Annotated in this window: 25 protein-coding genes; 14 read left to right on the top strand and 11 right to left on the bottom strand. The window is 70.2% G+C overall.

Going from position 1 to position 26,760, the window contains the following annotated elements; translation table 11 throughout:
* Positions 1-36: 36 nt before the first annotated feature.
* The 3 genes from FB391_RS18570 to FB391_RS18560 are packed head-to-tail and all read right to left on the bottom strand — an operon-like array spanning position 37 to position 2,893.
* Positions 37-996, bottom strand: a complete 960-nt coding sequence (locus FB391_RS18570) for a phosphotriesterase family protein (RefSeq protein WP_141896644.1) — start codon at positions 994-996, stop codon at positions 37-39.
* Positions 993-1,952 carry an NAD(P)-dependent oxidoreductase gene (locus FB391_RS18565; RefSeq protein WP_141896642.1) on the bottom strand — a complete coding sequence of 320 codons (960 nt, stop codon included), beginning with the start codon at positions 1,950-1,952 and terminating at the stop codon, positions 993-995. The genes FB391_RS18570 and FB391_RS18565 overlap by 4 nt, the downstream gene beginning before the upstream one ends.
* Positions 1,949-2,893, bottom strand: coding sequence for an SIS domain-containing protein (locus tag FB391_RS18560; protein WP_141896640.1), 945 nt, complete (start codon positions 2,891-2,893; stop codon positions 1,949-1,951). Before FB391_RS18560 ends, FB391_RS18565 begins: the two co-directional genes overlap by 4 nt.
* 63 nt (positions 2,894-2,956) lie before the next feature.
* Between FB391_RS18560 and FB391_RS18555 the strand changes: the two genes are divergently transcribed.
* Positions 2,957-3,715 carry an SDR family NAD(P)-dependent oxidoreductase gene (locus tag FB391_RS18555; RefSeq protein ID WP_141896639.1) on the top strand — a complete coding sequence of 253 codons (759 nt, stop codon included), beginning with the start codon at positions 2,957-2,959 and terminating at the stop codon, positions 3,713-3,715.
* Here the strand turns inward: FB391_RS18555 and FB391_RS18550 are convergent.
* Together FB391_RS18550 and FB391_RS18545 are read right to left on the bottom strand one after the other, a co-directional pair.
* The gene (locus FB391_RS18550) at positions 3,700-6,213 is read right to left on the bottom strand and encodes a family 78 glycoside hydrolase catalytic domain (RefSeq protein WP_185843165.1); all 2,514 of its coding nucleotides are present in this window, start codon (positions 6,211-6,213) and stop codon (positions 3,700-3,702) included. The two genes, FB391_RS18555 and FB391_RS18550, sit on opposite strands and share 16 nt — an antisense overlap.
* Positions 6,210-7,526, bottom strand: a complete 1,317-nt coding sequence (locus FB391_RS18545) for a DUF3863 domain-containing protein (protein ID WP_141896635.1) — start codon at positions 7,524-7,526, stop codon at positions 6,210-6,212. Before FB391_RS18545 ends, FB391_RS18550 begins: the two co-directional genes overlap by 4 nt.
* Before the next feature lie 181 nt (positions 7,527-7,707).
* On the opposite strand from FB391_RS18545, the gene FB391_RS18540 reads away from it, so the two are divergent.
* From FB391_RS18540 to arr, 8 genes are all read left to right on the top strand, one after another.
* Complete coding sequence (locus FB391_RS18540) at positions 7,708-8,970, top strand: ABC transporter substrate-binding protein (protein WP_141896633.1); 1,263 nt, start codon at positions 7,708-7,710, stop codon at positions 8,968-8,970.
* A gap of 76 nt (positions 8,971-9,046) precedes the next feature.
* A complete protein-coding gene (locus FB391_RS18535; RefSeq protein WP_141896631.1) occupies positions 9,047-11,095 on the top strand; it encodes a DUF6259 domain-containing protein in 2,049 nt (682 codons plus the stop codon).
* Between the two features lie 171 nt (positions 11,096-11,266).
* Positions 11,267-12,232 carry a carbohydrate ABC transporter permease gene (locus FB391_RS18530; protein ID WP_141896629.1) on the top strand — a complete coding sequence of 322 codons (966 nt, stop codon included), beginning with the start codon at positions 11,267-11,269 and terminating at the stop codon, positions 12,230-12,232.
* Positions 12,229-13,065 (top strand): carbohydrate ABC transporter permease, encoded by an 837-nt coding sequence (locus tag FB391_RS18525; protein WP_141896628.1) that lies wholly within the window; start codon positions 12,229-12,231, stop codon positions 13,063-13,065. The genes FB391_RS18530 and FB391_RS18525 overlap by 4 nt, the downstream gene beginning before the upstream one ends.
* A gap of 3 nt (positions 13,066-13,068) precedes the next feature.
* Positions 13,069-15,831, top strand: a complete 2,763-nt coding sequence (locus tag FB391_RS18520) for a beta-mannosidase (protein WP_141896626.1) — start codon at positions 13,069-13,071, stop codon at positions 15,829-15,831.
* Positions 15,828-16,544 carry a Type 1 glutamine amidotransferase-like domain-containing protein gene (locus FB391_RS18515; RefSeq protein ID WP_141896624.1) on the top strand — a complete coding sequence of 239 codons (717 nt, stop codon included), beginning with the start codon at positions 15,828-15,830 and terminating at the stop codon, positions 16,542-16,544. Before FB391_RS18520 ends, FB391_RS18515 begins: the two co-directional genes overlap by 4 nt.
* Positions 16,545-16,558: 14 nt before the next feature.
* Positions 16,559-17,521 carry an ROK family protein gene (locus FB391_RS18510; protein WP_141896622.1) on the top strand — a complete coding sequence of 321 codons (963 nt, stop codon included), beginning with the start codon at positions 16,559-16,561 and terminating at the stop codon, positions 17,519-17,521.
* A complete protein-coding gene (gene arr, locus FB391_RS18505) occupies positions 17,518-17,928 on the top strand; it encodes an NAD(+)--rifampin ADP-ribosyltransferase (RefSeq protein WP_141896621.1) in 411 nt (136 codons plus the stop codon). The genes FB391_RS18510 and arr overlap by 4 nt, the downstream gene beginning before the upstream one ends.
* Before the next feature lie 18 nt (positions 17,929-17,946).
* On the opposite strand, the gene FB391_RS18500 is transcribed toward arr, so the two are convergent.
* The 5 genes from FB391_RS18500 to FB391_RS18480 all read right to left on the bottom strand — a co-directional run bounded on the left by FB391_RS18500 (position 17,947) and on the right by FB391_RS18480 (position 21,587).
* The gene (locus FB391_RS18500; protein ID WP_141896619.1) at positions 17,947-19,164 is read right to left on the bottom strand and encodes an RNA polymerase sigma factor; all 1,218 of its coding nucleotides are present in this window, start codon (positions 19,162-19,164) and stop codon (positions 17,947-17,949) included.
* The gene (locus tag FB391_RS18495; RefSeq protein WP_141896617.1) at positions 19,161-19,490 is read right to left on the bottom strand and encodes a YciI family protein; all 330 of its coding nucleotides are present in this window, start codon (positions 19,488-19,490) and stop codon (positions 19,161-19,163) included. Before FB391_RS18495 ends, FB391_RS18500 begins: the two co-directional genes overlap by 4 nt.
* A 39-nt stretch (positions 19,491-19,529) precedes the next feature.
* A complete protein-coding gene (locus FB391_RS18490; RefSeq protein WP_141896615.1) occupies positions 19,530-20,129 on the bottom strand; it encodes a dihydrofolate reductase family protein in 600 nt (199 codons plus the stop codon).
* 156 nt (positions 20,130-20,285) lie between these two features.
* Entirely contained in the window at positions 20,286-20,573 is a 288-nt protein-coding gene (locus FB391_RS18485; RefSeq protein WP_141896613.1) for a DUF1905 domain-containing protein, read from the bottom strand.
* Positions 20,574-20,621: 48 nt separating this feature from the next.
* Entirely contained in the window at positions 20,622-21,587 is a 966-nt protein-coding gene (locus FB391_RS18480; protein ID WP_141896611.1) for a LysR family transcriptional regulator, read from the bottom strand.
* Positions 21,588-21,659: 72 nt separating this feature from the next.
* Here FB391_RS18480 and FB391_RS18475 point away from each other — a divergent pair, with 72 nt between their 5' ends.
* The 4 genes from FB391_RS18475 (at position 21,660) to FB391_RS18460 (ending at position 25,622) form a co-directional block, all read left to right on the top strand.
* A complete protein-coding gene (locus FB391_RS18475) occupies positions 21,660-23,393 on the top strand; it encodes an L-aspartate oxidase (RefSeq protein WP_141896610.1) in 1,734 nt (577 codons plus the stop codon).
* A gap of 110 nt (positions 23,394-23,503) precedes the next feature.
* On the top strand, positions 23,504-24,646 hold the full coding sequence (locus FB391_RS18470) for a chymotrypsin family serine protease (protein WP_141896608.1): 1,143 nt from the start codon (positions 23,504-23,506) through the stop codon (positions 24,644-24,646).
* Positions 24,643-25,098, top strand: coding sequence for a hypothetical protein (locus FB391_RS18465; RefSeq protein ID WP_141896606.1), 456 nt, complete (start codon positions 24,643-24,645; stop codon positions 25,096-25,098). Before FB391_RS18470 ends, FB391_RS18465 begins: the two co-directional genes overlap by 4 nt.
* A gap of 83 nt (positions 25,099-25,181) precedes the next feature.
* Entirely contained in the window at positions 25,182-25,622 is a 441-nt protein-coding gene (locus tag FB391_RS18460) for a VOC family protein (protein WP_141896604.1), read from the top strand.
* Between the two features lie 12 nt (positions 25,623-25,634).
* On the opposite strand, the gene FB391_RS18455 is transcribed toward FB391_RS18460, so the two are convergent.
* Positions 25,635-26,183 (bottom strand): CGNR zinc finger domain-containing protein, encoded by a 549-nt coding sequence (locus FB391_RS18455; protein ID WP_141896602.1) that lies wholly within the window; start codon positions 26,181-26,183, stop codon positions 25,635-25,637.
* Positions 26,184-26,314: 131 nt separating this feature from the next.
* Between FB391_RS18455 and FB391_RS18450 the strand changes: the two genes are divergently transcribed.
* Positions 26,315-26,758 carry a VOC family protein gene (locus FB391_RS18450; RefSeq protein WP_141896600.1) on the top strand — a complete coding sequence of 148 codons (444 nt, stop codon included), beginning with the start codon at positions 26,315-26,317 and terminating at the stop codon, positions 26,756-26,758.
* Positions 26,759-26,760 lie beyond the last annotated feature (2 nt).

Raw genomic sequence — 26,760 nt, 5'->3', positions numbered from 1 at the left:
TTCGCCGCCGGCTCTCGTCGGCTCCGATCTGCACGATCACACTCGCCAGGTGAGCCATTCCGCCGGGTTGCGGCGCAGCACCGCGTCGGCGAGGTCGGCACCGCCCTGGGTCACGAGGCGCGGGACGAAGCGCTCGCCGAGGTAGCGCAGCCCCGGCATGCCGCCGTAGGCGACGTACCGGGTGCGGCGAGCGACGTCGCCACCGAGCAGGATGCGGCGCGGTCCGCCGGCCTCGGCCGTCGCGATGAGGCAGTCCAGCAGCATCGAGTCGGGCCAATCCTTCGCGCGAGCCGCTCCGTCGTAGCCGAGGAACGCACCGGCCGCCGCCAGCTCGGCGTGCAGGCCGGGGTCAGGATTGCGGTCGATGTGCGCCAGGGCCACGCGATGCGCCGGCACCCCGGCCGCGGCGAGGGCCTCGAGCGCTTCGAAGGCCGCGGTTCCGTGTTCGAGATGCACCATCACCGGCGCGCCGGTCTCGCGATGCGCGGCGCCGATCGCCTCGATCGTGCGGGCGGCGGCGTCGTCGATGCGCCAGTAGCCCAGTCCGGCTTTGAGCACCCCGGCCCGCGGCGGCACAGAGGCTTCCGACCCTGCCGTGGCCCCGGCATCCGTCTCTGCGAACTCCGCGGCACCCTCCGTGAGGTCGCGCAGAAAAGCGGCCGCCAGCTGCTCGGCGCTCGCCTCGAGCAGCGGATGCCCCGTCGCGTAGTGCTCGCGCCGGTGCACCCCTGTGGTCATGACGACCCGCAGGCCGGTCGCCTGTGAAATGCGGGCGATCGCGCCGGGGCGACGGCCGAGACCCAGGGGCGTGGCATCGACCATCGCTTCGAAGCCCGACGCACGCAGCTGCGCGGCCTCGCCGGCGCTCGCCGACTCGTCGTCGAGGTCGTCACCGGGCAGCAGCGGCGACACCTGGAACAGGTGCTCGTGGTAGTCGACGCGTCCGAGCTCGGCCGGATCGATGTCGCCGGTGACGGTGCGGACGAAGCCGGTCACGGCACGGGCACCGGGTTCACGGGCGGCTCGCCCGACAGCACGGCGAGCAGGTTCTCGGTCGCCATGCCGCCCATGCCGTCCACGCCCTCGCGCGTCTGCGCGGCCAGGTGCGGGGTGACGATCACGCGGTCGGCGAGGTCGTCGGCCAGCAGCGGCGACGCTCCCTCGCCGTGGTTCTCGGTCGCGAGCGTGTCGGCCGCGTAGGCCAGCACACGCCCGCGGCGCAGCGCCGCAGCGACGGCGGCCTCGTCGATGAGATCGGCGCGCGCCGTGTTGACGAGAAGGACGGGACGATCGGATGCCGCCAGCCAGCGCTCGTCGACGACGGTCTGGCCGCCGGGGGCATGCAGCGTGACGACGTCGCACTCGGTCGCGAACGCGTCGGCGTCGGAGCGCTCGAGACGGTCGAACAGCGGGTCGTCGGCGGGCACCCACGGGTCGGCGCCCAGCACACGCGGCCCGAAGCCGGCGAGCCGGTCGATCACCGAGCGCCCGATGCGACCGAGGCCGACGACGCCGACGGTGAGGGCCGACACCTCGCGGGTGTACCAGGCCGACCAGTCGCCGCGCCGGACGCGGCGGTCCGCCGCCGGGATGCCGCGGAGTGCGGCCAGCAGCAGTGCGACAGTGTGCTCGGCGACCGCCGACGTGTTGGCACCCGGGGTGTTGGTCACGACGATGCCACGGCGCGCGGCGGCATCGACGTCGACCTTGTCGTAGCCGACGCCGTAGCGCGCGACGACCCGCAGATGCGGGGCGAGCGACAGGTGGCGCTCGGTGACCGGACCGGTCCCCGCGATCCATCCGACCGCGTCTCCGAGCACCGGGCCCAGCTCGTCGAGCTCGTGCGCCGCGCCGGCGCGCACGACGTGGAACCCCGCGTCTGAGATGCGGCGTTCGAGGTCGAGCCCTCCCGAGCCGAACGACCGGGAGGTGACGAGGACGGTGCCGCTCACGACACCGGTTCCTCGGGCGAGCCGGCGGGCTCCGCCGCCTCCACAGCGACCGCCACGCCCTGGCGCATGCTGGCCAGCTCGCTCTTCATGCGCCGCACGGCGGCCGTGTGCTCGGGGGTGCGGCGAAGTGCCACGCCGGTGGCGAGGACGTCCACCACGACCAGGCCCGCCAGCCGGCTGGTGGACGGCGTGTAGACGTCCGTGTCTTCGAACGTGCGCGCGACCAGCGCGATGTCGGCGAGCTCCGACAGCGGGCTCGTGCGGCCGGTGAGCGAGATCACCGTCGCGCCGGCCTTCTTGGCCGCCTCGGCGACGATGAGCGTCTGCTCGGTGTGCCCGGTGTTCGAGATCGCCACGGTGACGCTGCGCGGCCCGCTCATGGTCGCGGCGATGAACTGCTGGTGGAAGTCCTCGGGCGCCTGGCACGGCACTCCGAACAGCGGGAACTTCTGCTGCGCGTCCTGGGCGATGATGCCGCTCGCGCCGAATCCCACGAACAGGATGTCGCTCGAACCGAGGAGCGCCGTGATCGCGTGCTCGACGGCGTCGGCGTCAAGGGTGCGGCGCGCGCGGTCGAGGCTCGAGATGGTGTGGTCGAAGATCTTCTCGGCGAGGTCGGCGCTCGAATCCTCGGCGCTGATCGACGAATGCGTCACGGGCAGCCCGAGAGCGAGGGTCTGCGCGAGCTGGATCTTGAAGTCCTGGAAGCCCTCGCACCCGACCGACGCGCAGAAGCGCATGACGGTCGGCTCGCTCACCTCGGCGGCCTCGGCCAGCCCCGCCATCGTGAAGTGCACGGCGCCGACGGGGTTGTCGAGCACGATCGCCGCGACCCGCTGCTCGGACCGGCGCAGATGCGGCAGCTGCCGCGTGATGCGTTCCAGCAGCGTGTCGGTCGAGTCCTCGGTGCCGGATTCGGCCTGCTCCACCTCGAGCGTCATGGTCGACTCCCTCCATGTAGTATCGCTACAAACCATAGCGCACGCCCCGCGGAAGGATCCTCGATGTACCGAGAACTGCTCGATCTGACCGGCAGGATCGCCGTCGTGACCGGGGGATCGCGAGGCATCGGACTCGCTGTCGTCACCGCCCTGGAGGAGTTCGGCGCCCACGTCGTGATCGCAGACCTCCTCGACGATGCGGGCGCGGCGGCTGCGGCATCCTTCCCCAGCGGTCGCGTCGAATACGCCCACCTCGACGTCACCGACGCCGCCTCGGTCGAGCAGACGTTCGCCGGCATCGCCGAGCGCCACGGCGCCGTCGACATCCTGGTCACCTCGGCGGGGATCGCCAATCACCAGCCGTCGCTCGAGCTCGAGCGCGAGACATGGGACCGCGTGCTCGCGGTCAACGCGACCGGCACGTTCTGGTGCGCCCGCGAGGCCGCGCGGCACATGGGGTCGCGCGGCGGCTCGATCGTCGCGATCGGCTCGATGTCGGGCGAGCTGGCGAACGCGCCGCAGCGTCAGGCCGCGTACAACGCGTCGAAGGGCGCCGTGCACCTGGCCGTGAAGTCGCTGGCGATCGAGTTCGCCGAGCAGAACATCCGCGTCAACGCCGTCGCCCCCGGCTACGTGGGCACCGAACTCACCAAGGACGGCGTGCCGTCCGACTGGTGGGACGACTGGGTACGCCGCACGCCGATGGCGCGCCTGGGCCGCCCCGAAGAGATCGCGTCGCTCGTCGCGTTCCTCGCCTCGGACGCCGCGTCGTACATGACCGGCTCGATCGTGCTGGTCGACGGCGGCTACTCGGCCTGGTGAGCCGGCGACCGCACCTCGTGCGCGCCTGAGCCGAGCGTCGTGCGCACGCCCGGCAGGTCGACGTCCGCGGTGACCCCGACCGGCACGCGGCAGGCGAGCACGACCTCGTCCCCGTCGAGGCGCCAGGCCGTTGCGAGCTCTCCGTAAGGAGTCACGACGGATGCCGCGGCCCGCTCGATCCCGTGCCCCGTGACGCGCGGCGCGATGCGCGCCCGCCGCCAACCCGGCGCCGTCGGCTGGATCCCCGCGACATGCGAGAACAGCCAGTCATCGATCGTCCCGAGGAAGTAGTGCCCACGCGAGCGCGACTCGGGCTTCCAGTGCTCCCACAGCGACGTCGCGCCCTGCTGGACCCAGTACCCCCAGCTCGGGAACGTCGTCTGCAGCGCCACGGCCGCAGCACGGTCGGCGTGGCCCCACTCGGTGAGCACCGGCAGCAGGTACTTCGTCGCCAGCGCGCCGGTGCTCAGGTGGTCGCCCCGCTCGGCGACGTCTCGCGCCAGGCGATCCGCGGCGGACTGACGCGCCGCCTCCGGCAGCACGTCGAACGCCAGTGCCAGCACGGTGTGCGCCTGGCGGTAGCCCTCGTCGAGCTCGCCGCGCACCTCGGCCGACGCCTCGTGCCAGAACCGCTCCACGAACGCGGCGCGGCCGCGGGCCGCGGCATCCGTCCACTCCCTCACCGGTTCGCCCAGCACGCCCGCCATGGCGGCAGCCGCGTCGCACATCGCGATGACGAACGCGGTCGCAGCGACGCGCCGGTCTTCGGGGGCGTTGCCGCCGCCGGGATCGGTCTCGGGACTCACCCAGTCGCCCAGCGTCGTGTCGGCGATGCCGTCGACCGTGCGGGCGAGCTCGAAACGCAGGTAGTCGCGGGCGTCGGGCCAGATGTCGCGCAGCACGCGCTCATCACGCCGCTGCAGGTACAGCTCCCACGGCACGAGCAGCAGCGCAGAGTGCCACGTCGGCGCCGGCGACCAGTCCATCAACCAGCCGCCGTGCGGGGCGATGACCTCCGGTGCGCCCGCGCCGTGCCGCGAGGCGGCGATGTCGGCGGACCACTTCGCCAGCAGCTCGTGCGTGTCGAAGTTCTGCAGCATGAGCCTCGCGCCCAGCATCCCGTCGCCGGTCCAGCCGTTCTTCTCGTACTTGGGGGTGTCGGTCGGGATGCCGTGCAGGTTGTTGAGCACCGTGCGCACCGTCAGCTCGTGGACGGTGTCGAGCAGTCGCGACGACGACGAGAACGCGCCGGTGCGAGGTGCGCGGGTGTGGACGACATGCGCACGGATGCCGGGCAGCCGCGCCGCGCGCACCTCGACGTGCTGGAACCCGTGCCACGTGAACCGGGGATGCCACGTCACCGGGTCGCCGGCGAGCGTCAGCGTATCGGTCTGGAAGCGGCCGTCGAAGTACCCCTTCTCGTCGACGCAGTTCGGCGTGCCGTCGTCGCGGAGAGTCTCGCCGAAGCGCAGCTCGACGACGTCCCCGGCTTCGCCGTCCGCGTCGATCTCGACCCAGCCGGCGATGACGCGCTCGAACGAGACCACCCAGCGACCGGCGTCGAGCTCGGTCACGGCGACCGGCTCCAGCACCGCGGAGATCTCGATCGGCGGCTGCCGCTGCGCCACGGCGGTGCCACGCGGTCCGGTGACGGCGACGGCGCCCGTCCACCCGCCGTCGTCGAACCCGGGGCTGCTCCATCCCGGTTGCGCCAGGCGCGCGTCGTGGTCTTCACCGGCGTACAGGTCATCGAACGTCGTCGGGCCGTCGGCGATGCGCCAGTCGGCGGCGCTGACGACGGTGCGCACGCCCTCCCCGGTGCGCATGACCAGCACGACCCGGGCGCAGGGGTCGGCGTGCCAGGGCGCCGTCTCCCAGTTCCAGGTGTTCCGGCCCCGCATGCCGAAGAAGCCGCGGCCGAGCTCGAGTCCGAGGGCGTGGGGCCCCGGCGTCAGCCGCTCGGTGACGTCGACGACGGTGTACTGCGCGGTCACGTCGTAGTCGGTGAAGCCGGGCGTCAGCACGCCGGGCCCTGTCGCGACGCCGTCGAGCTCCACGTGAGCGTAGCCTCCGGCGCCGACGACGAGATACGCCTCGGTGACCGCCTCTTCGACCGTGAACGCCGTCCGCAGCAACGGTGCGGCGGCGGTAGGGGCGGGCGCGCCGATCCAGGCGGCGCCGTGCCAGTCGCCGTCGAGCACGCCGGTGACGAAGGTGCCTGCGCCCGTCGCCGGCCCCGCCGTCGTCTCGACCTCGACGCTCCAGCGGTAGCGGCGCAGCGACTCCAACGCCGGGCCGGCGTACTCGATGTCGACGCAGCGCTCGTCCTCGGCCTCCGCCGTCCAGATCTCCCCCGCGACGCCGGTGACGGTGAGGCGCCAGGACCTCTGGGTCGTGCCGACGACGTCGCTCACGACGTTCCATCCGAAGCGTGGCGTCACATCGATGCCGACCGCGTCCGCTCGGTGCTCGACGGTGAGTGCGACGAGAGCGATCATGCGAGGCCTCGCAGACGCGCGAGTTCGGGCGCCGCGCTGTACCGCTCCGCGAGGGACGCGTCGACGTCCGAGTGTGCGGTGAGGAACCGGCCGAGAGGCACCGGCTCGTCCTGCGGCCGGGTGCGCTTCTGATTGATCTCGCCCAGGAGGCTCCATCGGCGATCGCCGAGTTCGACGGGCTCGCGCGCCCCGGCGCTATACGCGGTGAAGTCGAACACCTCCGCCCGCCCCTCCGCCTCGACGACGCCCAGCCGGAAGTCGGTCGTCATGAACCACGTCACCGTCTCGCCCGCGCGCGAGGCCTGGACGCCGCTGCCCTCCTGCTGCAGCAGATAGGCGAGGTCTTCGTTGTCGGCGTGGATGCCGCGCCACTGCTCGCCGAACTCGCCGATGGTGGGCACCTCGAGGTCGGCCCACTCTGCCGCGAGCCATCGGAGCCACCCGGCCCAGGCATCCAGCATCCCGGCGTCCGTCTCAAGGCCGCGGGCGACCTCGCTGATCTCGTAGTTGACCGTCAGCCACCCCAGACCGTTGCGCTCGACGTTGCGGTCGTTCAGGTGCGCGGCGCTAGTCGCCTTCAGCTCGCGCAGTGCGTCCGCGCGCGGAAGGCGGTGCAGGGTCTCGATCGGGCCGAGACCGAGGCGTGAGTTGTAGTCCGACGACATGCCGGCGCTCCGGGCCGCCACGAGGTCGACCGTCCAGCCGTCCAGCTGCACGGCATCCACTCGGTCCTCGCGCCGCCCGGGCACGAGGAAGTGGTGCCGTGAGGGGTAGTAGGGGTACGCGAGCGAGCCGTCGCCGTCCTGCAGGTCGATGTCGAACTGGCTCCAGATGTTGCCCTGCACCGTGCGGATGCCCTGCTCGCGCGCGCGTGCGATGTTGTCGGCCGACAGGAATCCGGCCACCAGCGACCGCGGCGACACGCCCATCTCGTCGGCGACCCGCTCCACTGCGTCGGAGATGTCGGCGGCCACTTCGTCGCGGGTGCCGTAGAGGTTGGCGAAGAAGCCTCCCGGCACGAAGGTCACGTCGTCGCCGGTCTCGCGCACGATCTCGGCGAGCAGGCGCCGGATGTCGCGGTAGCGCGGCGACTCGTCGGTCAGAGCGCCCCACGACAGGGCCCAGGTGAGACGCGCGCCGGGGATCGCCTCGCGCACGGCGCGGGAGAATCGTTCCACCAGCTGCGCCGAGTGCAGCTCGGACTCGTCGTCCCACAGCGAGCGGGTGCGGGTGGCCTCGATCTGATGGCGGCGGACGACGGTGTTGATCGTGAGGCGCCGGCCCAGGGCGGGAGGCTCGAATGAGGAGGTCACCCGGTCGAATGTACCGGTGTCGACGGCGGAAAAAGTAGTCGCACTAGCGAGATCGGCGGAAAAGCGGTCCAGAAGTCGACATGCGAGTGGTATTTCGAGGGAATCTGTGTAGTATCGCTACAGCATCACATTCCCGAGTCACGGCGCACCTCCGTGACCATCGACGGAGATAGGAGAGGCCATGAAGAAGTGGCTCAAGGGCACGGCAGCCGCCGGGGCCGCGATCGTCACGATCGGCGCGCTGTCGGCATGCTCGGGCGGCGCCGGCGACGGCACGACCGAGATCAGCTTCATGATGTGGGGCGACGGTGGTGACACGCAGACGGCGTACGAAGACGTCATCGCCGCGTTCGAGGAAGAGAACCCCGACATCTCGGTGAACGCGGAGTTCTTCAACACGAACGACTACGACAACATCCTCAAGACGCGCCTGTCGGGCGGCGCGGGCCCCGACGTCTACGGCTTCGACCTGGGCAACATCGAGAGCTTCGTGGCCGACGGCTTCGCCGCGGACCTGTCCGACGGCGGCGAGAGCTACCTGAAGAAGCTCACCCCCGAGGCCGCAGAAGACAGCCAGCGCGAGGGCGGCACCTACAACCTGCCCATCTCGCTCTCGGGCAACGGCATCATCTACAACAAGGCGCTGTTCGAGAAGGCCGGCATCACCGAAGAGCCCACCACCTACAGCGAGCTCCTCGAGGACGCTCAGAAACTGTCCGACTCGGGCACGATCCCGTTCGCGATGAGCGCGCAGGACAACTGGTGGCCGCAGTTCATCGTGTACTACCCGCTCGCCGAGCACGGCGCGAACGAGGAGCTCGGCGCCGAGATGGCCGCGGGCGAGGCCACGTTCTCGGACAGCAAGCCGTGGAAGGAGTCGCTCGACATCGTCCACGAGCTCACTCCGTACTACATGCCCAACCCGGTCGGCACGAGCCAGACGGCCGCGCAGTCCGCCTTCCTCGCCGGGCAGTCCGCGATGTTCCCCGCGACCTGGATCCTGTCGGATGCCCGCGACGCGGGCCTCGACGTCGGTTACATGAACTTCCCGACGACCGACGGGCCCACGGATGCGATCTGGGGCACGTACCAGGTGCGTTTCGGCGTCAACCCGAACAACGGAGACGCGAAGCTCGCGGCATCGCAGAAGTTCCTGGACTTCTTCATGCAGGACGACGTCTACGCGGACTTCCTGGGCAAGGTGAAGCTCTTCCCGACCACGACCACCGTGCAGATCGGCGAGGACGTCGACCCGCTGTTCCCCGACATGCAGCAGTCGTGGGAGGGCAAGCAGTTCATCGCCGCGTTCTCGCCGACGGACCCCAGCATCCAGGACGCCCTGCTCGTCGGCCTGCAGAACGTCATCAGCGGGCAGAAGACGACGGAGCAGGTCCTCGCCGACCTCGACCTCGCGCTCGACCAGTACATCGCCAACAACAAGTAGGACGACTCACGCTCGCCCCGCCGGAGGTCGTCTTCCGGCGGGGCGTGCGCGTTCCCGCACCGAAGAGGACCGCCGCATGCCCCGCTCGATCACCATTGCCGACGACCGGATCTCGGTCGCGTTCGACGCCGACACGGGCGGCATCGTCGCCGTGTCGCAGGAGGGGGTCGGGCCGTGGCTGCGATCCCCTGCGGGCGGGTCGCTGTTCGTGTTCGAGGTGCCTCGCCACGGCGACCGCACGGTGGTCGTCGAGACGGCCGGCCAGACGCTCAGCGCGAGCACGGTATCGCCGGACGGACGGACCGCACAGCTGACGTGGGATGGGCTCACGACGTCCACGGGGGAGCGCTTGGGCGGTCGCATCGAGGTGCGCGCCGCCGTCGAAAACGGAGCGCTCGAGCTGACGCTGCGCTTCGCCATCCTGGATGCCGACGTCGAGGCCGTCCGCTTCCCCGCGATCCGCGGGATCAGCCCCGCGCACGGCGCGCTCGAGTACCGCGGCGTGGACTACTCGACCGGCACGCGCGTGCGGCTGCTGCCGGTGTTCGACAACAACTCCCCGTACTGGGGCACCACCTTCCCCGATCACGCGAGCGGCAACCTGCGGCCCGAGGTCATCGCGAATCCCACCTCGCCGTTCGTGGTGCTGGCCGGTGACGAGGCCGGCCTGACAGTGCTCCCGGCGGCACCCACCCTGGAGTTCATCGGGTGGCGCACCTCGCTCGAGCCGGGATACCTCGACAGCCTCTCCCGCACGACGGCGCCGGATGCCACCGTGACCTTCGAGGCCATCCACTTCCCGACGCCGGCCGCGCAGGAGGGCGAACTGCCGGCGATGCGGGTGGCGCCCTACCGCGGCGAGTGGACCGCCGGCACCGACGTCTACCGTGCCACGCAGGGGCCGACCCGGCGCTCGCGTGCCGCGTGGCTCGCCGAACCGCGGTCGTGGCTGCAGGTGCAGCTCATGTCGACCGAGGGTGAGCCGAGATACGACTTCGACGCGCTCGTCGACATCATCGAGGAGTGCGCCGCGACCGGTATCGGCGCCATCCAGATCACGGGCTGGAACGAGGGGGGTCAGGACGGCCTCGTCCCCGTGCATCGCCCGTCCGAGAAGCTCGGCGGGCTCGCGGGACTGCGCCGGGCGCTGGAGCGCGCCCGGGAGCTCGACGTCAAGACCGTGCTCTACGTCAAGTACGTGTGGGTCGAGAAGCCCGGCCCGTACTGGGCCGAGTTCGAGGCATCCGTCGCCCGCGATCCGAACGGTCAGCCGTACGCGCAGCCCGGGCCCGTGTACCACTCGTCGCGCAAGCGGTACGGAATCAGCACGCCGTGGTACGTGCCGCTGTGCTTCGGGGTCGAAGCCGTGCGCGACCGCTTCGCTCGCGAGGTCGCCGAGCTGCAGTCGTGGGGGGCGGACGGCGTGCTCGCCGACGAGTCGCTGTACCACGGGCGGTCGCTGATGTGCTTCGCCGAAGACCACGGGCATGAGCCGGGAGCGAGCTCGTTCCTGTGGGACGGCCAGTTCGTCGAAGACCTCCGCCGGGCGATCGGCGAGGGAGCCGACGAGTTCGTCATCGCCGCCGAAGGCGCCTACGACGAGCAGTTCGAGCACTACGACGTGTCGTACTTCCGCAGCTTCTCGGCGACCCATGTGCCGCTGGGAAGGATGCTGCGCCCCGATGCCCGCATCGTCACCGCCCTCATCGGGTCCGATGATCGCAACATGGTGAACCAGAGTCTGCTGTACGGCTACGCCCTGAGCTTCGAGCCGTTCAACTTCAAGGGACGACCGGGCGACATGCCCGCGACCGTCGCCTACGGCACCGCGACGGACGCGCTGCGCACCGAGCTCGCGCAGTGGCTCTGGAGCGGGAGCCTGACCGCGGGGGACGGCATCGATGCGCGGGTCGTGGACGGCGACGGAGACCTCCGCACCGCGGTCTGGCGCGACGCGGCCGGCACGCCGTGCCTCGTCGTCGCGAACTACGCCGAGGAGGCCTGCACGGTCGCCGTCACGGGGCTCACCGAAGCGGTCGACGTGCACCGTCCTGACGGTGCCGCGGCATCCGCGCCCGCCTCCAGAATCACGCTGCCCGCACGGTCCGCGGCGGTGGTCAAGTAGCGAAACTAGCGTCTGACGTGGCTGGGAGTGGGCTACCTCCGCTACATCGGCGCCTGGAAGCGCCGCGATTCGTCCTTACAGACCTGATCGTGTAGTATCGCTACACAACCCCGGTCGAGGACGATAGGACGATGCCATGACGCGGTGGCCCGCAGACGAACGGAATCGAACATGAGCACACGCGTAGACGACGTTCGCGTACTCGCGGTCGACGATCCCGGCACCACGCGCTCGCTGAAGCGCCGGCTCTGGACCGACCGCAGCTCGGCCGGCAAGTTCTGGATCGCCGTCTCTCCGGCGCTGATCCTCTACCTGCTGTTCACGGTCTACCCCATGATCCAGGTCGTGGTGGCGAGCTTCACCGACGCGCGGGGCTTCAATCAGCCCTGGGAGTTCGTCGGCCTCGACAACTTCGTGCGGATCTTCTCGGGCGACCCGGTGCTGATGGAGGCCGTCGGCAACACCGCGATCTATGCCTTCTTCAAGATCGTGGTGCAGACGGTCCTGGCGTTCCTCATCGCCGTGCTGCTGCACCGCCAGCTGATGCTCGGCAACATCTACCGCGCGATCTTCTTCGCACCCATGGTGATCAGCCCGGTCGCGATCGTCTTCACGTGGAGCTTCATGTACGACCCCACGTCGGGGACGTTCAACACGATCCTTCGCAACATCGGGCTGGGCGCCCTGGCACAGGACTGGCTCGGCAGCTACGACCTGGCGCTGTACAGCGTCATCCTCGTCGACCTGTGGAGCGGCCTCGGCTTCAACATCGTGATCTTCCTCGCCGGGCTCAGCACCATCCCGTCCGAGATCCTCGAAGCCGCTCGCGTCGACGGCGCCCGCGGGTGGAAGACGCTGCGCTACATCACCCTGCCGCTCATGATCCCGTCGATCGGCCTCGTACTGGTGCTGGCGATCAACGGCGCGCTGCGCGCGTTCGACACCGTCTACCTCATGACGAAGGGCGGGCCGGGCAACTCCACGCAGCTCTATATGACGCAGGTCTTCCAGGAGGGGCTCGTCAACAACAACTTCGGCTACGCGTCGGCGATGGCGGTGCTCGTGCTGATCGTGCTGATCGCGATCGCCGCCGTGCAGAACAAGCTGAACAACAAGATCGCGGAGGATGACCGATGACCAGCCGCAACGTGCTTCGGGTGGCGCGGCGGGTGCCGGTCAACCTGCTGCTGATCGTGCTCAGCATCCTGATGATCTACCCGATCGTCATCATCGTCATCACGGCGTTCAAGCCGAACCTCGAGGTGCTGACCAACCCGACCGGCCTGCCGCAGCAGCCGACGTTCGACAACTTCGTCACGTCGTGGGTCGAGGCCGACTTCACCAACCTGTTCGCCAACTCGATCCTGCTGACCGTGGTGAGCATGACGATCGCGACGATCGTCGCCGCCCTCGCGTCGTACGCCATCGTCCGTGCGGCCACGCGCATCGGCTCCGGTGTCTACCTGCTCATCGCGGCGGGCATCTTCCTGCCCATGCAGCTCGCCCTCGTGCCGCAGTTCCGCGTCGTGCGCGACCTCGGTCTCATCAACAACTACGCCGGTGTCATCCTCATCTACATCGCCGGGGCGATCCCGTTCGGCGTCTTCCTGATGGCCGCGTTCATGCGCCAGGTGCCGAAAGAGATCGTCGAGGCGGCCACCATCGACGGCGCCGGCTACTTCCAGCTGTTCTGGAAGATCTTCCTGCCGCTGGCCCGTCCGGCGATCGCGACGTTCTGGGTGCTCCAGGGAGTCGGGGTCTGGAACGACTATCTCGTCCCGCAGCTGTTCCTCACCGACCCCGGCAAGCGCACGCTGACGACGGGCGTGCTGTACTTCAAGGCGCAGTACCTCGCCGATTGGGGCAACATCATGGCGGCCGTGCTCATCATGAGCCTGCCGATCCTGTTGATCTTCATCTTCGCTCAGCGCTACTTCGTCAGCGGCCTGTACGCGGGTGCGGTGAAGTAGCGCGTGGCCTCGTCACTCGACGATGTCGAACGGCGGCGCTGGCTCGACTCGCCCCTCTTCGGCGACCGCTTCACTGACGTCCACGCCGCCGTCCCGCCCCGTCGCGCCCGCGCCGCGTCCCGCGACGGAGGGAGCGGCCCGTCGCCGGTGACGGATGCGCCACGAGAGACGCTGTCGCTCGACGGAGAGTGGCTACTCGCCGGCGCCGATCCCGGCCGCGAGTTCTCGATCGACCGGTGGGCGGGCGACCGCTCGGAAGCGGCACGACGCGAGCCCGTCGGCTGGCACCGCGAAGGCACCGATCGCTCCACCTGGGTCGCGGCGACCGTCCCCGGCACCGTACAGGGCGCCCTCGTCGCGGCCGGGGCGATCGCCGACCCGCTGCTCGACGACGCGACGCACGCCGAGCTCGTCGAGCACGGCGCGCCCTCCGAGTGGCCGTGGTTCTTCCGCCGCACGCGGATCGAGCAGCAGGAGTGGTGGTACGCCCGCAGGTTCACCGTGCCGGCGCACTGGGCCGGGCGTGGCATCCGTCTCGCGTTCGACGGCATCGACTACGCGGCCTCGGTGTACCTCAACGGCCAGCCGGTCGCGCGGCACACCGGCATGTACGGCGGACCCGAGGTCGACGTGACAGCGCTCGTGCGCATCGACGCCGAGAACGAGGTCGTGGTGCGCATCGACCCGCCGCCGCGGGACTGGCACGGCGTGATGAAGCCGTCGCCCGGCTGGGGCTGGCACTACGGGCACCTCATCTCGATCGGGATCTGGCGCGGCGTGCGTCTGGAGACCGTCCCCGGGATCGAGCTGGCCGATCCGTTCGTGACCACGCGCGAGCTGACGGATGCCGCAGCCTGTGTCGGCGTGCAATGGGACGTCGTGCGCCACGACGAGGGCGACGGCGATCTGCCGCTGCGTGTCGTCGTGCGCGATCCTGCGGGTGTCGTCGTGGCCGACGTGGATGTCGAGGTGGCGGCTCGCGCGCCGTTCACACGCCATGAGGTCGAGCTCGACATCCCCTCGCCGCAGCCGTGGTGGCCGTTCGGCTACGGCGAACAGCCGCTGTACTCCGTCGAGATCTCGGGCGCCGGGCAGTCCGTCGACACCGCGTTCGGCATCCGCACGGTCCACATGCGCGCGCTCGCCGGGCGAAGCGGTGCCGACACGTACGACTGGCGGTTCGTCGTCAACGGCCGCGAGCTGTTCCTCAAGGGCGCGAACTGGTGCTGGACCGACCCCATGGCCCGGCGGGAGTTCGACGTGGACCGGCACATCCTCGACCTGGTCGTGCGCGCGAACCTGCAGATGCTGCGCGCGTGGGGCGGCGGCACGGTCGAGAGCGACGAGTTCTACGAGGAGTGCGATCGGCGCGGCATCCTCGTGCTGCAGGAGTTCCCTCTCACGTTCGGGCTCGACTCCACCGGCGCCGACCTCGCGACGATCGATGAGCAGGCCGGACGCATCGTGCGCCGGCTGCGCAACCACCCCTCGCTCGTGATGTGGGGCGGCGGCAACGAGCAGCCCGCCACCATCACCTCGGACGACCTGCTCACGGTGATCGGGCGCCGCGTGTCGCAGTACGACCCCTCGCGGCCGTTCCACCGGACCGACCCGTGGGGCGGGAGCGAGCATTTCTACGGCGTGTACCACGAGGGGATGCCGGTCGAGGCGTATCGCGATCACGTGCCGCCCGTCTTCGGCGAGTACGGCCTGTCAAGTCAGTGCGATCTCACGAGCATGCACCGGTTCCTCGACGGGGCGCTGCTCGAGCAGTGGCCGCCGCCGCCCGAGCACGGCGCGATCCTGCAGCACCAGGCGCAATTCTCGCTCTTCGACCTGTTCAAGCAGGCGCGGTACGCGCACTACGGGCCGATCCGGGACTGGCCGACCTTCATCGAGTACTCGCAGTTGGCGCAGGGCGACGCGCTGCGGTTCGCGTCCGAACGCATCCGCGCCCACAGCGGCACCGAGACGTCGGCGTACTGGTTCTATAAGGTCGGCGAGGCGTTCCCCGGTGCGTCGTGGGCGGTCATCGACTACTACGGGGTGCCGAAGCTCTCGTACTACCGCGCGAAGCAGTTCGGGGCCCCGGTGTCCGCCTACGCGGTGTACGACCGGCTCGACTGGGCGGCCGGCGACACCTTCCGTGCCGGCATCCATGTGTCCAATGACACCCCCGCCGAGGCGCACGGTCTGCGGCTGGAGGTCCGGCTGTACGACGGCGACCTGCAGGTGGTCGCGACGCGCGCGGAGCGGGTCGACATCGGCGCCGACGGCCGGGTGGACGCCTTCGAGCTCGCCGTCGGACTCGCGGGCGTGCGTCTTGATCCCCTCGTGCTGTCGGTGGAGCTGACCGCGGCCGACGGAACCTTCGTCTCGTCGGCCTGGTACCCGTTCAACCACCGCCCGAACAGCGCCGCGGCACGGGAGCTCGAGGCGCTGCCGCTCGACAGTCTCGCCGACCGGCCGGTCGCGGAGCTGCTTGCGCCGTACGCTGACGGCGTCTCCCCGCTGCGGGACCTGCCGCGCACGCGGCTCGCCGCGCGGATCGAGGGCGACGAGCTCGTGGTGAGCAACGTCGGCCCTCATCCGGCGCCGCTCGTGCTCATCGACGGCTTTCCGCACGACGTCGGGCGCGTACTCGACGACAACGCGTTCGGTCTCGCCGCCGGCGCGTCGCGGCGCGTGGCCTTCGACGCGGGCGGAGCGTCGGTCGAGGGCCTCTCGGTGCGTGCCTGGAACGCCGACGCGGTGCGGCCGTCATGACCGAGCGGCGGATCCTGGCCACGTGCGGCGGCTGGAGCGCCGCCCGCTGGGGAGATGTCGAATTCAGCCCGCTGCAGCGCCATGCGCTCGAACTGACCGGCGTCAGCGGGCGCCGCATCCGCGTGGCGTTCGTCAACACGGCCTCGGGCGACCAGCGCGTCGACGAGGGGCGCGAGCTCGCCGCCGCGGCGCGGGCGAGAGTGGATGCCGTCCATGTCCGGCTCTTCGGGCGCAATCAACCGGACCTGCGCGAGGCCGTGCTCGGCAGCGATCTGGTCTGGGTGGGCGGCGGCAGCGCCGCGAATCTGCTGGCCGTGTGGCGCACGCACGGGCTCGACGAGGTGATGCGCGAGGCGTGGGAGTCGGGGATCCTCCTCGCCGGCACGTCTGCGGGTGCGCTCTGCTGGCACGTCGGCGGGCCGACGTCGACCTTCGGCCCCGTCTCCGTCATCGACGACGGGCTTGCTCTGGTGCCGTACGCGCTCGGTGTCCACTACGACTCGCAGCCCGATCGCCGACCGGCTCTGCAGCGGGCAGTCGCCTCGGGTGCCCTGCCCAGCGGTTTCGGCCTCGAAGAGGGCACGGCCGTCCTGTACGCAGGTGCGGACCCCGTCGAGTTCCTGACCGAGATCGACGGTGCCGCCGTGCACCGCGTCCAGCGAGAGGGTGCCGACGTCGACGAACAGCGCGTCGACGCCCGGCTCGTGGGATGAGGGGTCCGCAGCACATGTCTCAGGTCGCACTGGCTGTCGACATCGGGGGCACGAAGGTCGAGGCGGCCCTCGTCGACGCGACGGGTGCGTTCCTCGACGGGTCGCGGCACCGTCGCGGCACGGGTCGTGCGGCGACGCGCGAAGAGCTGCTCGCCGCGATCCGCGAGGCCGCCGCGGCAGCCGTCGGCAGCACGCCGGCCGCGGTGATCACCGGCGTCGGCGCAGGATCCGCCGGGCCGGTGGACGCGATCGCCGGCACCACTTCGCCGCTCAATCTGCCCGGTGGTGCGCACCTCGATGTGGTGGGCGCCCTTCGGCGCGTGGTGCCGGGGGTGCCGGTGCGGCTCGCGCTCGACGGGGCGTGCCTGATGATGGCGGAGCACTGGCTGGGGGCGGCGCAGGGAGCGCGCAACGCGCTGGCGATGGTGGTGTCGACGGGCGTCGGCGGGGGACTGCTGCTGGACGGTGGCGTCGTCACCGGCCGCACCGGCAACGCGGGACACGTGGGCCAGATACGTCTGCGCGTGCCGGGCGACGATGTGCTCGACGGGACGCTGGAGGCGCTCGCTTCCGGTCCGTCGACGGTCGAGTGGGCTCGCTCGCAGGGGTGGGCGGGCCGCAGCGGAGAGGAGCTCGCCGTGTCGTACTCCGCCGGCGACGCCGTCGCCCGCGCTGCCGTTCATCGGTCCGCGTCTGCGGTCGGCGAAGGCATCGCCAGCACCGCGGCGCTCCTCGACCTCGAAGTGGCCGTGGTCGCCGGTGGGTTCGTCAACGTCGCGGCGGACTACATCGACATCGTCCGTGCGAGTGTGCGGCGGCACGCGCCGTTGCCGCATGCCGCGGAGGTGAACGTGCTGGCCTCGCCGCTGGACGGCCGGGCGCCCCTCCTCGGAGCGGCCTATCTCGTCCACGGGGGTCTGATCCCCGAGCGGACGGCGCTGCGTGAGGCGGACGCCGACCGTAGGCTGTCGGCGTGACGCAACCGCTGGACGAGGGGCCGTTCTTCCACGGCACGAAGGCCGATCTGCACGAGGGCGACCTCCTGACCGCGGGGTTCCGCTCGAACTACCGGCCCGAGGTCGTGATGAACCACATCTACTTCACCGCCCTCCGCGACGGCGCCGGGCTGGCCGCCGAACTCGCGGCCGGCGACGGTGAGCCGCGGGTCTACATCGTGGAGCCGACGGGGTCGTTCGAGGACGACCCGAACGTGACCGACAAGAAGTTCCCGGGCAATCCGACGCGCTCGTTCCGGAGCACCGAGCCGCTGCGGATCGTCGGAGAGGTCCTCGACTGGACGCGGCTGACGCCGGAGGCGTTGCAGCAATGGCGGGACCGCCTGGCCGAGCTGGCGGCCGACGAGCGCGGCGAGATCATCAACTGACCCGGGCGGCAGACGGCCTCAGACAGGCAGTGCGTCGCGTCGCTGCGTGAGGAACGCGACTTCGGCCGTGTTCTCGGCCAGGGCGATGGCGGTGTCGTACGCGCGGCGCGATTCGGACGCCCGCCCGGCCTGTCGCAGCAAGTCGGCACGTGCCGCGTGGAAGGCGTGATACCCGCCGAGCGCCTGCTCCAGCTCGTCGATCAGCGAAAGCCCCAGGTCGGGTCCGTCGCACTGCCCGACCGCGATCGCCCGGTCCAGTAGCACCAGCGGTGAGCCGTCGATGCGCGAGAGCTGGTCGTAAAGGGCGACGACCTGCGTCCAGTCCGGCCGGTCGCCGTCGGTGTGCACGGCGTTGATCGCCGCCATCAGCTGATAGCGGCCGGGCGCCTGGCCGGATGCCAGCCGCTCGCGCACCAGGGCATGACCCTCGGCGATCTGTGCGGCATCCCATCGCCGACGATCCTGCTCGCCGAGCGGGACGAGTTCGCCGCCCTGCGCCACGCGGGCCGCGCGGCGGGCGTCGATCAGCAGCATGAGGGCGAGCAGCCCGGTGGTCTCGCCGTCGTCGGGCAGCAGCCGGTGCACCAGCCGTGCGAGCCGGATGGCCTCGCCGGTGAGGTCCTCGCGCACGGGCGCCGTCTCGGCGCCGGAGGCGAGGTACCCCTCGTTGAAGATCAGGAACAGGACCGTCAGCACCCCGGCCACCCTCCGGGGCAGGTCCGCGGCATCGGGGACGCGGAAGGGGATGCCGGCGGCCGAGATCTTCGCCTTCGCACGGGTGATGCGCGCGCCCATCGTGGTGTCCTGCACGAGGAACGCGCGGGCGATCTCGGGCACGGTCAATCCGCCCACCATCCGCAGGGTCAGTGCCACGCGCGCCTCCATCGACAGCGCCGGATGGCAGCACACGAAGAACAGCCGGAGCCGGTCGTCGTCGATGATGCCGACCGGCTCGGGTCCGGTGTCGTACACGAGCAGCGCCTCCCGGTGCCGTGCGTCCCGGCTGCTCTCGCGCCGGAGATGGTCGATCGCCTTGCGAGTGGCGGTGGTCGTCAGCCACGCTCCCGGGGACGGCGGGATGCCGTCGTCCGGCCACCGCTCGGCTGCCGTCGCGAACGCTTCGGCCGCAGCATCCTCCGCCACCTCGAGGCTGCCGAACCGCTTGGCGACCGTCGCCACCACCCGTGCCCAGTCGTCTCGCTGGGCGCGGGCGAGGGCCTCGTACGCCGTCGTCACTCCCACAGGAGCGGACGCACCTCGAGCCGGCGGTTGCAGGCCTTCGACCCCTCGCTCATGAGGGCCAGCGCCGCGTCGAGGTCGGGGGCGTCGATGATCCAGAAGCCCGCGGCCCACTCCTTGGCCTCGAGGAACGGGCCATCGGTGAACACCGGCTCGTCGCCACGGCCGTCCACCACGGTCGAGGCGCCCGGGTCGGCGAGGCCGGCGGCGAACACCCAGTTGCCGCCTGCCCGGAGCTTGTCGTTGAAGGCATCGATCGCGATCATCTCTTCGGCAGTGCCGGAGTTGCTGCGGCTGTCGATGACGTTGACGAGGTACTGCATGCCCATATCCTTCCGTCCCTGTCGGCTGCCCGACAGCCCTCAGCCGGCGTTCCGTCGCTGCGGCCCGACACCCTCGGGGATCTCGCCGTGCAGCTTCGGGGCGTAGACGAGCTTCTGCGTGCGGCCGTCGAGAACCGTGGACTCCAGGAGCTCCAGGTCGAGCTCGGCCGCGTCGTGCAAGAGCGCCGACCCTCCCGCGCGGCCGGTCACAGCGGGGAAGATCGTGACCTCGAGGCGGTCGACGAGGCCGGCCGCGAGCAGAGCGCGATTCAGCGTGATGCTGCCGTGGGAGCGCATCGGCACGTCGGTCGTGCGCTTCAGCCGCTCGATGGCCGACACGGCGTCCTCTCGGATGACGGTCGAGTTCTGCCAGCCCAGCGGCTCCTGCAGCGTGCGGGAGAAGACGATCTTCGGCGCCGCGTCGAGGCTGCCGTAGTACGGCTCGTCGTACTCGCGGATGAACCGGCGGAACTCGCGGAACGTGGTCGCCCCGTACACCAGCACCTGCTCCTGCGCGTAGGTGCGCTCGAGGTCCGCGAGCAGCTCGGGGCCCTCTTTGCCCCAGTAGCCCGGCCAGCCGCGGGCCATCCCGTACCCGTCCAGCGTGCAGAAGAAGTTGACGGTGAAGGTGGTGCTCATGATGGTGCTCCCTCGCGTGTGCGTTCGCATCCTCCGGGGCCGTTCCGGTCCCGCTGTCACCCTCGTTACGAACGGGCGCCCGCCGTTTCGACAGGATCGCGAGATCTTCTCGCCGACGTGGGGGAGGATGCGGTCGCGCCGGGCGCGACCGCTCCGTCAGGACCGCCGCTCGGTGAGGTGGATGTCGACGTCGTCCCCGTCGGTCTTGCCGATGGCCCGGCGGATCGCGGAGGCGATCGGCAGCTTGTGGGTGCCGTCGCCCAGGGCCATGAACGCGCCCTCGAACGGCTGCCCGTCGACGGTGCCGGCGACCTTCACGAGTCCGCGGGTGCTGAAGATCGCCGCCGAGTCCGGCAGCTGCACGCAGGTCCAGGTGTCGCCTTCACGCACCTTGCCGAGCGTGGCGGTGAAGCGGATGTCGAGCGGTCCGGTCGTACGAGCCATGGTGTCCTCCGTGGTGCGTCCCGTCCCGAGTATCTCTCCGGCGGTGCCTCAACGCGATGACGATCGGGCGGCGCCGGGATCGACATCCGCGAGCCTCATCGTCGCGGAGGCCGCCGCCGCGAGGTCCGCGGCCGTCCGCGCGATGGTGCGCTGCAGCACCCGCACGGCCGAGGTCGGGGCGATGTCGGCCGGCCGGGCGATGCTGATCGTGCGGGTGAGCGTCGGCTCGCGCAGCCGCACCGAACGCAGCCCGGGGCGCTCGACGAGCACCATGGCCGGCACGATCGCGACGCCGAGCCCCCGCTCGACGAAGCGCAGGACGGCATCCATCTCGGCCCCTTCGACGACCACGTTCGGGGTGATCCCGGCGTTGTCGAAGGCCGCGTCGGTGGTCGCGCGCAGGTCATAGGTCGCGCTGAACACGATCTGGGGGAGACCCGCCACCGCTGCGAGCGGGAGCGTGTCGCGGTCGGTGACGGGCGGGGCGCCGGCCGCCGAGATCAGCACGAGCTCCTCGACCAGCAGAGGCGCGACGATGAAGCGGTCGGCGGCGTCGCCGCGCGACGTCGTGACCAGGGCGAGGTCGAGCTCGCCGGCGCCGAGCTCTTCGAGCAGCCGGCGCGAGCCGTTCTCAGAGAGATGCAGCTCGATGCCCGGGTGCGCGGCGTGGAACGCGGCGAACACCTCGGCGACGAGGCTGACGCACAGCGTCGGCGTCGCCCCGAGGCGCACGCGCCCGCGCCGCAGGCCCGCGAGCTCGTCGAGCTCGCGACGGACCGAGTCCGCGTCGGCGAGCATGCGACGCGCCAGCGGCAGCAGGGACTCGCCCGCCACGGTGAGGGTGCTGCCCGAGCGCGCCCGGTGGAACAGTTCGGCGCCGAGGTCCTGTTCGAGCGTCGTGATCTGGCGGCTCAGCGACGGCTGCGCCAGGTGCAGGCGCTCAGCGGCCCGGGTGAAGTTGCCGACCTGCGCCACCTCGACGAACGCCTTCAACTGTTCGAGGTTCACAGTCAATAGCGTATCGCTATTGATTCAAGCCGGATTATGCATTGGAGTAATCGAAGCCGCGTGCTTACCGTCTTATGCGTGAAGACTTCAGAACGCCAGCTTTCCACCACCGTCCTCGTCATCGGCACCGGGGGCTCGGGCCTGCGCGCGGCCATCGAGCTCGCCGAGGCGGGCGTCGACGTGCTCGCGCTCGGCAAGCGCCCCAAGTCCGACGCGCACACGTCCCTCGCCGCCGGCGGCATCAACGCGTCGCTGGCGACGATGGACCCCGAGGACACGTGGCAGCAGCACGCCGCCGACACCCTGAAAGAGAGTTACCTGCTCGCCAACCCCGAGACCGTCGAGGTCGTCACGAAGGGCGCGGCCCGGGGCATCGACGACCTCGAGCGCTACGGCATGCCGTTCGCCCGCGAAGAGGATGGCCGCATCTCTCAGCGCTTCTTCGGCGCGCACACCTACCGCCGCACGGCGTTCGCGGGCGACTACACCGGGCTGGAGATCCAGCGCACCCTCATCAACCGCGCCGCACAGCTGCAGGTGCCGATCCTCGACACGGTCTACGTCACGCGCATCCTCGTGAACGACGACGGCGCCGTGTTCGGCGCGTACGGGTTCGACCTCGAAGACGGCACGCGCTACCTGATCCACGCGGATGCCGTCATCCTGGCCGCGGGTGGCCACAACCGCATCTGGCGCCGCACGTCGTCGCGCCGCGACGAGAACACCGGCGACTCGTTCCGACTGGCCGTCGAGGCCGGAGGCCGGCTGCGCGACCCCGAGCTCGTGCAGTTCCACCCGAGCGGAATCATCGAGCCCGAGAACGCCGCGGGCACGCTCATCTCGGAGGCCGCGCGCGGCGAGGGCGGCATCCTGCGCAACGGCCTGGGCGAGCGGTTCATGCACAAGTACGACCCCGAGCGACTGGAACTGTCGACCCGCGACCGCGTCGCGCTGGCCTGCTACACCGAGATCAAGGAGGGCCGCGGCACCCCGAACGGCGGCGTGTGGCTCGACGTGTCGCACCTGCCGCGCGAGGTCATCATGACCCGCCTGCCCCGGGTGTACCAGACGATGCTCGAGCTGCAGATGCTCGACATCACGAAGGAGCCGATCGAGATCGCGCCGACCGCGCACTACTCGATGGGCGGCGTGTGGGTCCGCTCGTCGGATCACTCGACCGACGTGCCCGGCCTGTACGCGATCGGCGAGGCGTCGTCGGGCCTGCACGGCGCGAACCGCCTCGGCGGCAACTCGCTCATCGAGCTGCTGGTCTTCGGCCGCATCGTCGGCCGGGCCGCTGCCGCGTACTCGGCAGCGCTGCCGGCCCAGCAGCGCTCCGCCGCCTTGGTCGAGACGGCGCGGGCCGAGATCGCGGAGCTGCTGGCGGCATCCGGAACCGAGAACGTCCGTGCTCTGCAGCGCGCGATCCGCGACGTCATGACCGAGTACGCCGGTGTCGTGCGCGACGAGGAGGGGCTGCGCCATGGCCTCGCCGAGCTCGACGCCATCGAGGCGCGCATGGCCGACATCGGCGTGCACCCCGACATCGCCGGGTACCACGACCTCGCGCACGCGTTCGATCTCAAGTCCGCGGCGCTCGCCGCGCGTGCGACCCTCGAAGCCGCTCTCGAGCGCCGTGAGACCCGTGGATGCCACAACCGCAGCGACTACCCGGACCTGGATCCCGAGCTCCAGGTGAACCTCGTGTGGTCGCCCGAGACGGGTGTCGTGCGGGAGCAGATCCCGCCGATTCCGGATGAGATCGCCGCGCTCATGCGCGAGGTGTCGGTGGTGGGCAAGCTCGTCGAGTAGGGGTCGATCGAACGTTCTTGGCCTGAGGTGTCCCAAATCGGAAGGTGCCGGACACTACTTAGCAGGGGCGTCGATTCGCATGACGCCCAAGACCGTACAAAGGAGTTCGGGTGCTGAAGACCGTTGTAGGAAGCGTGGCAGGAATCGGGCTGGCGCTGAGCCTCGTGGCCTCGAGTGCGGGAGCGCAAGAGCCGCGACCCGAACCGTTGACCCCTGTCGTCGCCGAGCCATCTGACGGCGGTGCCCAGCTTGAGGACCTCGCGACGTTCGCCAAGGAGCGAAACCTCCCTGTCGACCAAGTTGTCGAGCAGTACGCCGGCCAGGAGGACTTCTCTCGGCTCGTAGCACAGATCGACTCCATCGACGCGAATGCTCTCGTGGAGGCCCGTTGGAACCCCGACTCGAAGCCCCACGGAGAATTTGTGCTCACCAAGACTGCCGACGCTGCGGCTGCGGCACGGCTGTCCAAGTCCGCGGATGTTCAGGTACAGATCGCGGACGTGCCATCGCGCCTCCAGCGCGAGGCCGCGGTGGAAAGTGCCTATCAAGCCGTGTGGAATTCACGCGAGGTCACCAGTGCAGTTGGCTGGAGCGACTCTGAGACAGGCAAGGTCGTCATCGAGTACGTCGGCAGCCTCGATGAGTCACTGCAGATGGACCGCCGGGCGGGTGACTACGCCGGGTCGATCGAACTGCGTTCAGTCGGGTCGTTGGATAGTGGTCTCGCGTACCGCGGCGGAATGATCACCGGCAGCTGCACGGCCGCATTCGTCGTTCGCTCAGGGTCGACGTACGGAATCACCGGAGCTGCACACTGCCCTGCGATCTCGATCTACGACGGTGCTAATTTCAGCCCGGTCGCTGTGCTTGCTTCGGGTAACGGAGACCTCCGATGGTCTGCGGCCACGTCGGGGTCGCCCTCCAACGCCTTTCAATACAGCTCTGGGGCGTTTCGATACGCGGACAGCGGCCTCAACCCTGGAGTAGGTACGGTGGTTTGCAAGTACGGGCGGACCACCGGCTATAACTGCAGCACGGTGTACGGCACCGGTTACTGCAATGCGGGCTGTTGCGGCCTCTACGCATCGACAGAAAACATTGTTGCCTCAGGCGACAGCGGTGGACCGTGGTTCTACGGGAACGGCGCGAAGGGCATCTCAAATGGTTACGGCCCTGTCGGTGGCGCCACCCGGTCCTTCTTTACGAGAATTGGTGCTGTGAACCTACTGAACACGGTGGTCTTCACAGGGTGACCATGCGGCCGTGGGGTGCGCTCGTCCTGCTGCTTGCGGCAGGTGCCTTGACGTCCTGCGCTGGCTCCCCGGAATTTCTCGACAACGGAGCCGTGCAGGTAGCGGTGTATCCGGCACCTCAAGGCATTCTGGCGATCGCTCAACCAGCAGATGTCATCGATCTCGGCGACGGCTGCGTCGGAGTTGAGCTACCCGGGTACGACGAATCGCCCATGATTCTCGCTGTGCCGTTAGGGAGCACGCTTGATGCGGATGGCAACATCTCGGTCGTCACCCCTGACATTCTCGAACTCGACGAACCAACGTTCGCGGTCGGCGACCAGATCCATATGCAGGCCGCGCACATTTACAGGAAGGGCGAACACGTGCCCGACGACGTGCTCATACCTGACGCCTGTCCGAGCGTTGGAGTGTGGTTGATGCTGCCGTACTCGACAGACCTCGGCGGGTGAGAACCCGTCGACTCCACGGGCGCCATGGTGCAGCCGTAGGCTCCGACGTGCACCCCCGCACGACGAGCACAGGAGGCCGCGCCATGGCGCCGATCACCACCTTCGACCATGTCGGCGTGACGGTCCGCGACCTCGATGCGGCCACGGCGTTCTTCGTCGCGCTGGGCCTCGAGGTCGAGGGCCGCACGTTCGTCGAGGGGGAGTTCATCGACACGGTGTGCGGCATCCCGGACTCGCGCACCGAGATCGTGATGCTGCACCCGCCCGGCGGGGGCACGAGCGTCGAGCTGTCGAGCTTCGTGCGCCCCGAACCGGTCGAGGGGTCGCCCGCCGCCATGGCGAACGAGCTCGGGCTGCGCAGCATCGCGTTCCAGGTCGACGACCTGCGCGCCGAGGTCGCGCGCCTGGCCGATGAGGGCTACGGGCTCGTCGGCGGCATCGGCGAGTACGAGGGCATGTGGCTCATGGCCTACGTCCGCGGACCCGAGGGGATCACCGTCGCGCTCGCCGAGCGTCTGCGCTGAGGGAGACCCGGGTCAGGACGCGTCGGCCTTGCGGCGCTCGCGGTAGGCCTTCGCCTTCATGCGGCTGCCGCAGGTCGCCATCGAGCACCACTCGCGCCGGTGCCCTCGGGAGGTGTCGAGGTAGACCTGCGTGCACTCCGGGCGAGAGCACTCGCGCAGCAGGGCGGCCTCTTCGCCGCCGACGATCTCGACGGCCTCGCGCGCGAGGTGCGACAGCGCCTGCCGGGGCGTCCCCGAACGCGCCCAGCCGTCGGGCGTCAGCGCGGCGGCCAGCGGGGGCTCCGCGGCGACCGCGTTCAGGGTCGAGACGGCGTCGGCCGGAAGATCCTGTCCGTGCAGGCGAGCCCACACGAGCGCGTAGATCGCCTCGCGCACCTCCACAGCGGCGTCGAGGTCGGCGGCGACGGATGCCTCGGCCCGAGGCACGAGCCCCGACTCGATGAACCACGCATCGAGGTCGGTCGGCACCGCGAGCTTCTCGGTCGGCTCGTCGTTGCGTCGCGCACGCAGCGTGCCCACGAAGTCGAGGGCGAGCGTGCCGCAGGGGAAGGCGTGAATCACATCACCATTCTGACAGGTGACACGCCGGAAGGGGGCCGAAATGCGTCACCTATTTGACAGGTGACGGGAATGCGTGCAGAGTAGTCACCGTTCAGACCGGTGACGCACTGGTCGCACACTGAGGAGAGATCATGGACCTGAAGCTCGAAGTCGTCGTCATCCCCGTCTCGGACGTCGATCGTTCGAAGGCCTTCTATGAGGCGCTCGGCTTCCGCCCGGACGCCGACTTCCGCTCCGACCGCGGGCTTCGCGTCGTGCAGGTGACGCCTCCCGGGTCGGCGGCATCCATCATCTTCGGCGACAAGCTCACGACCGCCGAGCCGGGATCGACGCAGGGACTGCACCTCATCACGACCGACATCGCCGCCGCGCGCGCCGAGCTTATCGCCGGCGGGGCCGAGGTCAGCGAGCTGTGGCACGACGCCGACGGCATCTTCCACTGGGCCGGCACCGACAACCGCGTCGCCGGTCCGCACCCCGCCACCGACAGCTACGGCACGTACGCCTCGTTCGCCGACCCCGACGGGAACGGCTGGGTGCTGCAGCAGATCGTCACGCGGGCTCCGGGCCGCTGATC

The organism is Microbacterium kyungheense, assembly GCF_006783905.1.
GTDB lineage: Bacteria > Actinomycetota > Actinomycetes > Actinomycetales > Microbacteriaceae > Microbacterium > Microbacterium kyungheense.
This window is presented reverse-complemented; position numbering and strand designations above follow the sequence as displayed.

Excerpts from the sequence above, each read along its gene's own strand:
- FB391_RS18530 (WP_141896629.1), top strand. The coding sequence starts at position 11,267 with ATGAGCACACGCGTAGACGACGTTCGCGTACTCGCGGTCGACGATCCC.
- FB391_RS18515 (WP_141896624.1), top strand. The coding sequence starts at position 15,828 with ATGACCGAGCGGCGGATCCTGGCCACGTGCGGCGGCTGGAGCGCCGCC.
- FB391_RS18550 (WP_185843165.1), bottom strand. The coding sequence starts at position 6,213 with ATGATCGCTCTCGTCGCACTCACCGTCGAGCACCGAGCGGACGCGGTC.
- FB391_RS18525 (WP_141896628.1), top strand. The coding sequence starts at position 12,229 with ATGACCAGCCGCAACGTGCTTCGGGTGGCGCGGCGGGTGCCGGTCAAC.
- FB391_RS18510 (WP_141896622.1), top strand. The coding sequence starts at position 16,559 with ATGTCTCAGGTCGCACTGGCTGTCGACATCGGGGGCACGAAGGTCGAG.
- FB391_RS18560 (WP_141896640.1), bottom strand. The coding sequence starts at position 2,893 with ATGACGCTCGAGGTGGAGCAGGCCGAATCCGGCACCGAGGACTCGACC.
- FB391_RS18490 (WP_141896615.1), bottom strand. The coding sequence starts at position 20,129 with ATGAGCACCACCTTCACCGTCAACTTCTTCTGCACGCTGGACGGGTAC.
- FB391_RS18485 (WP_141896613.1), bottom strand. The coding sequence starts at position 20,573 with ATGGCTCGTACGACCGGACCGCTCGACATCCGCTTCACCGCCACGCTC.
- FB391_RS18555 (WP_141896639.1), top strand. The coding sequence starts at position 2,957 with ATGTACCGAGAACTGCTCGATCTGACCGGCAGGATCGCCGTCGTGACC.
- FB391_RS18540 (WP_141896633.1), top strand. The coding sequence starts at position 7,708 with ATGAAGAAGTGGCTCAAGGGCACGGCAGCCGCCGGGGCCGCGATCGTC.
- FB391_RS18450 (WP_141896600.1), top strand. The coding sequence starts at position 26,315 with ATGGACCTGAAGCTCGAAGTCGTCGTCATCCCCGTCTCGGACGTCGAT.
- FB391_RS18460 (WP_141896604.1), top strand. The coding sequence starts at position 25,182 with ATGGCGCCGATCACCACCTTCGACCATGTCGGCGTGACGGTCCGCGAC.
- FB391_RS18495 (WP_141896617.1), bottom strand. The coding sequence starts at position 19,490 with ATGCAGTACCTCGTCAACGTCATCGACAGCCGCAGCAACTCCGGCACT.
- FB391_RS18535 (WP_141896631.1), top strand. The coding sequence starts at position 9,047 with ATGCCCCGCTCGATCACCATTGCCGACGACCGGATCTCGGTCGCGTTC.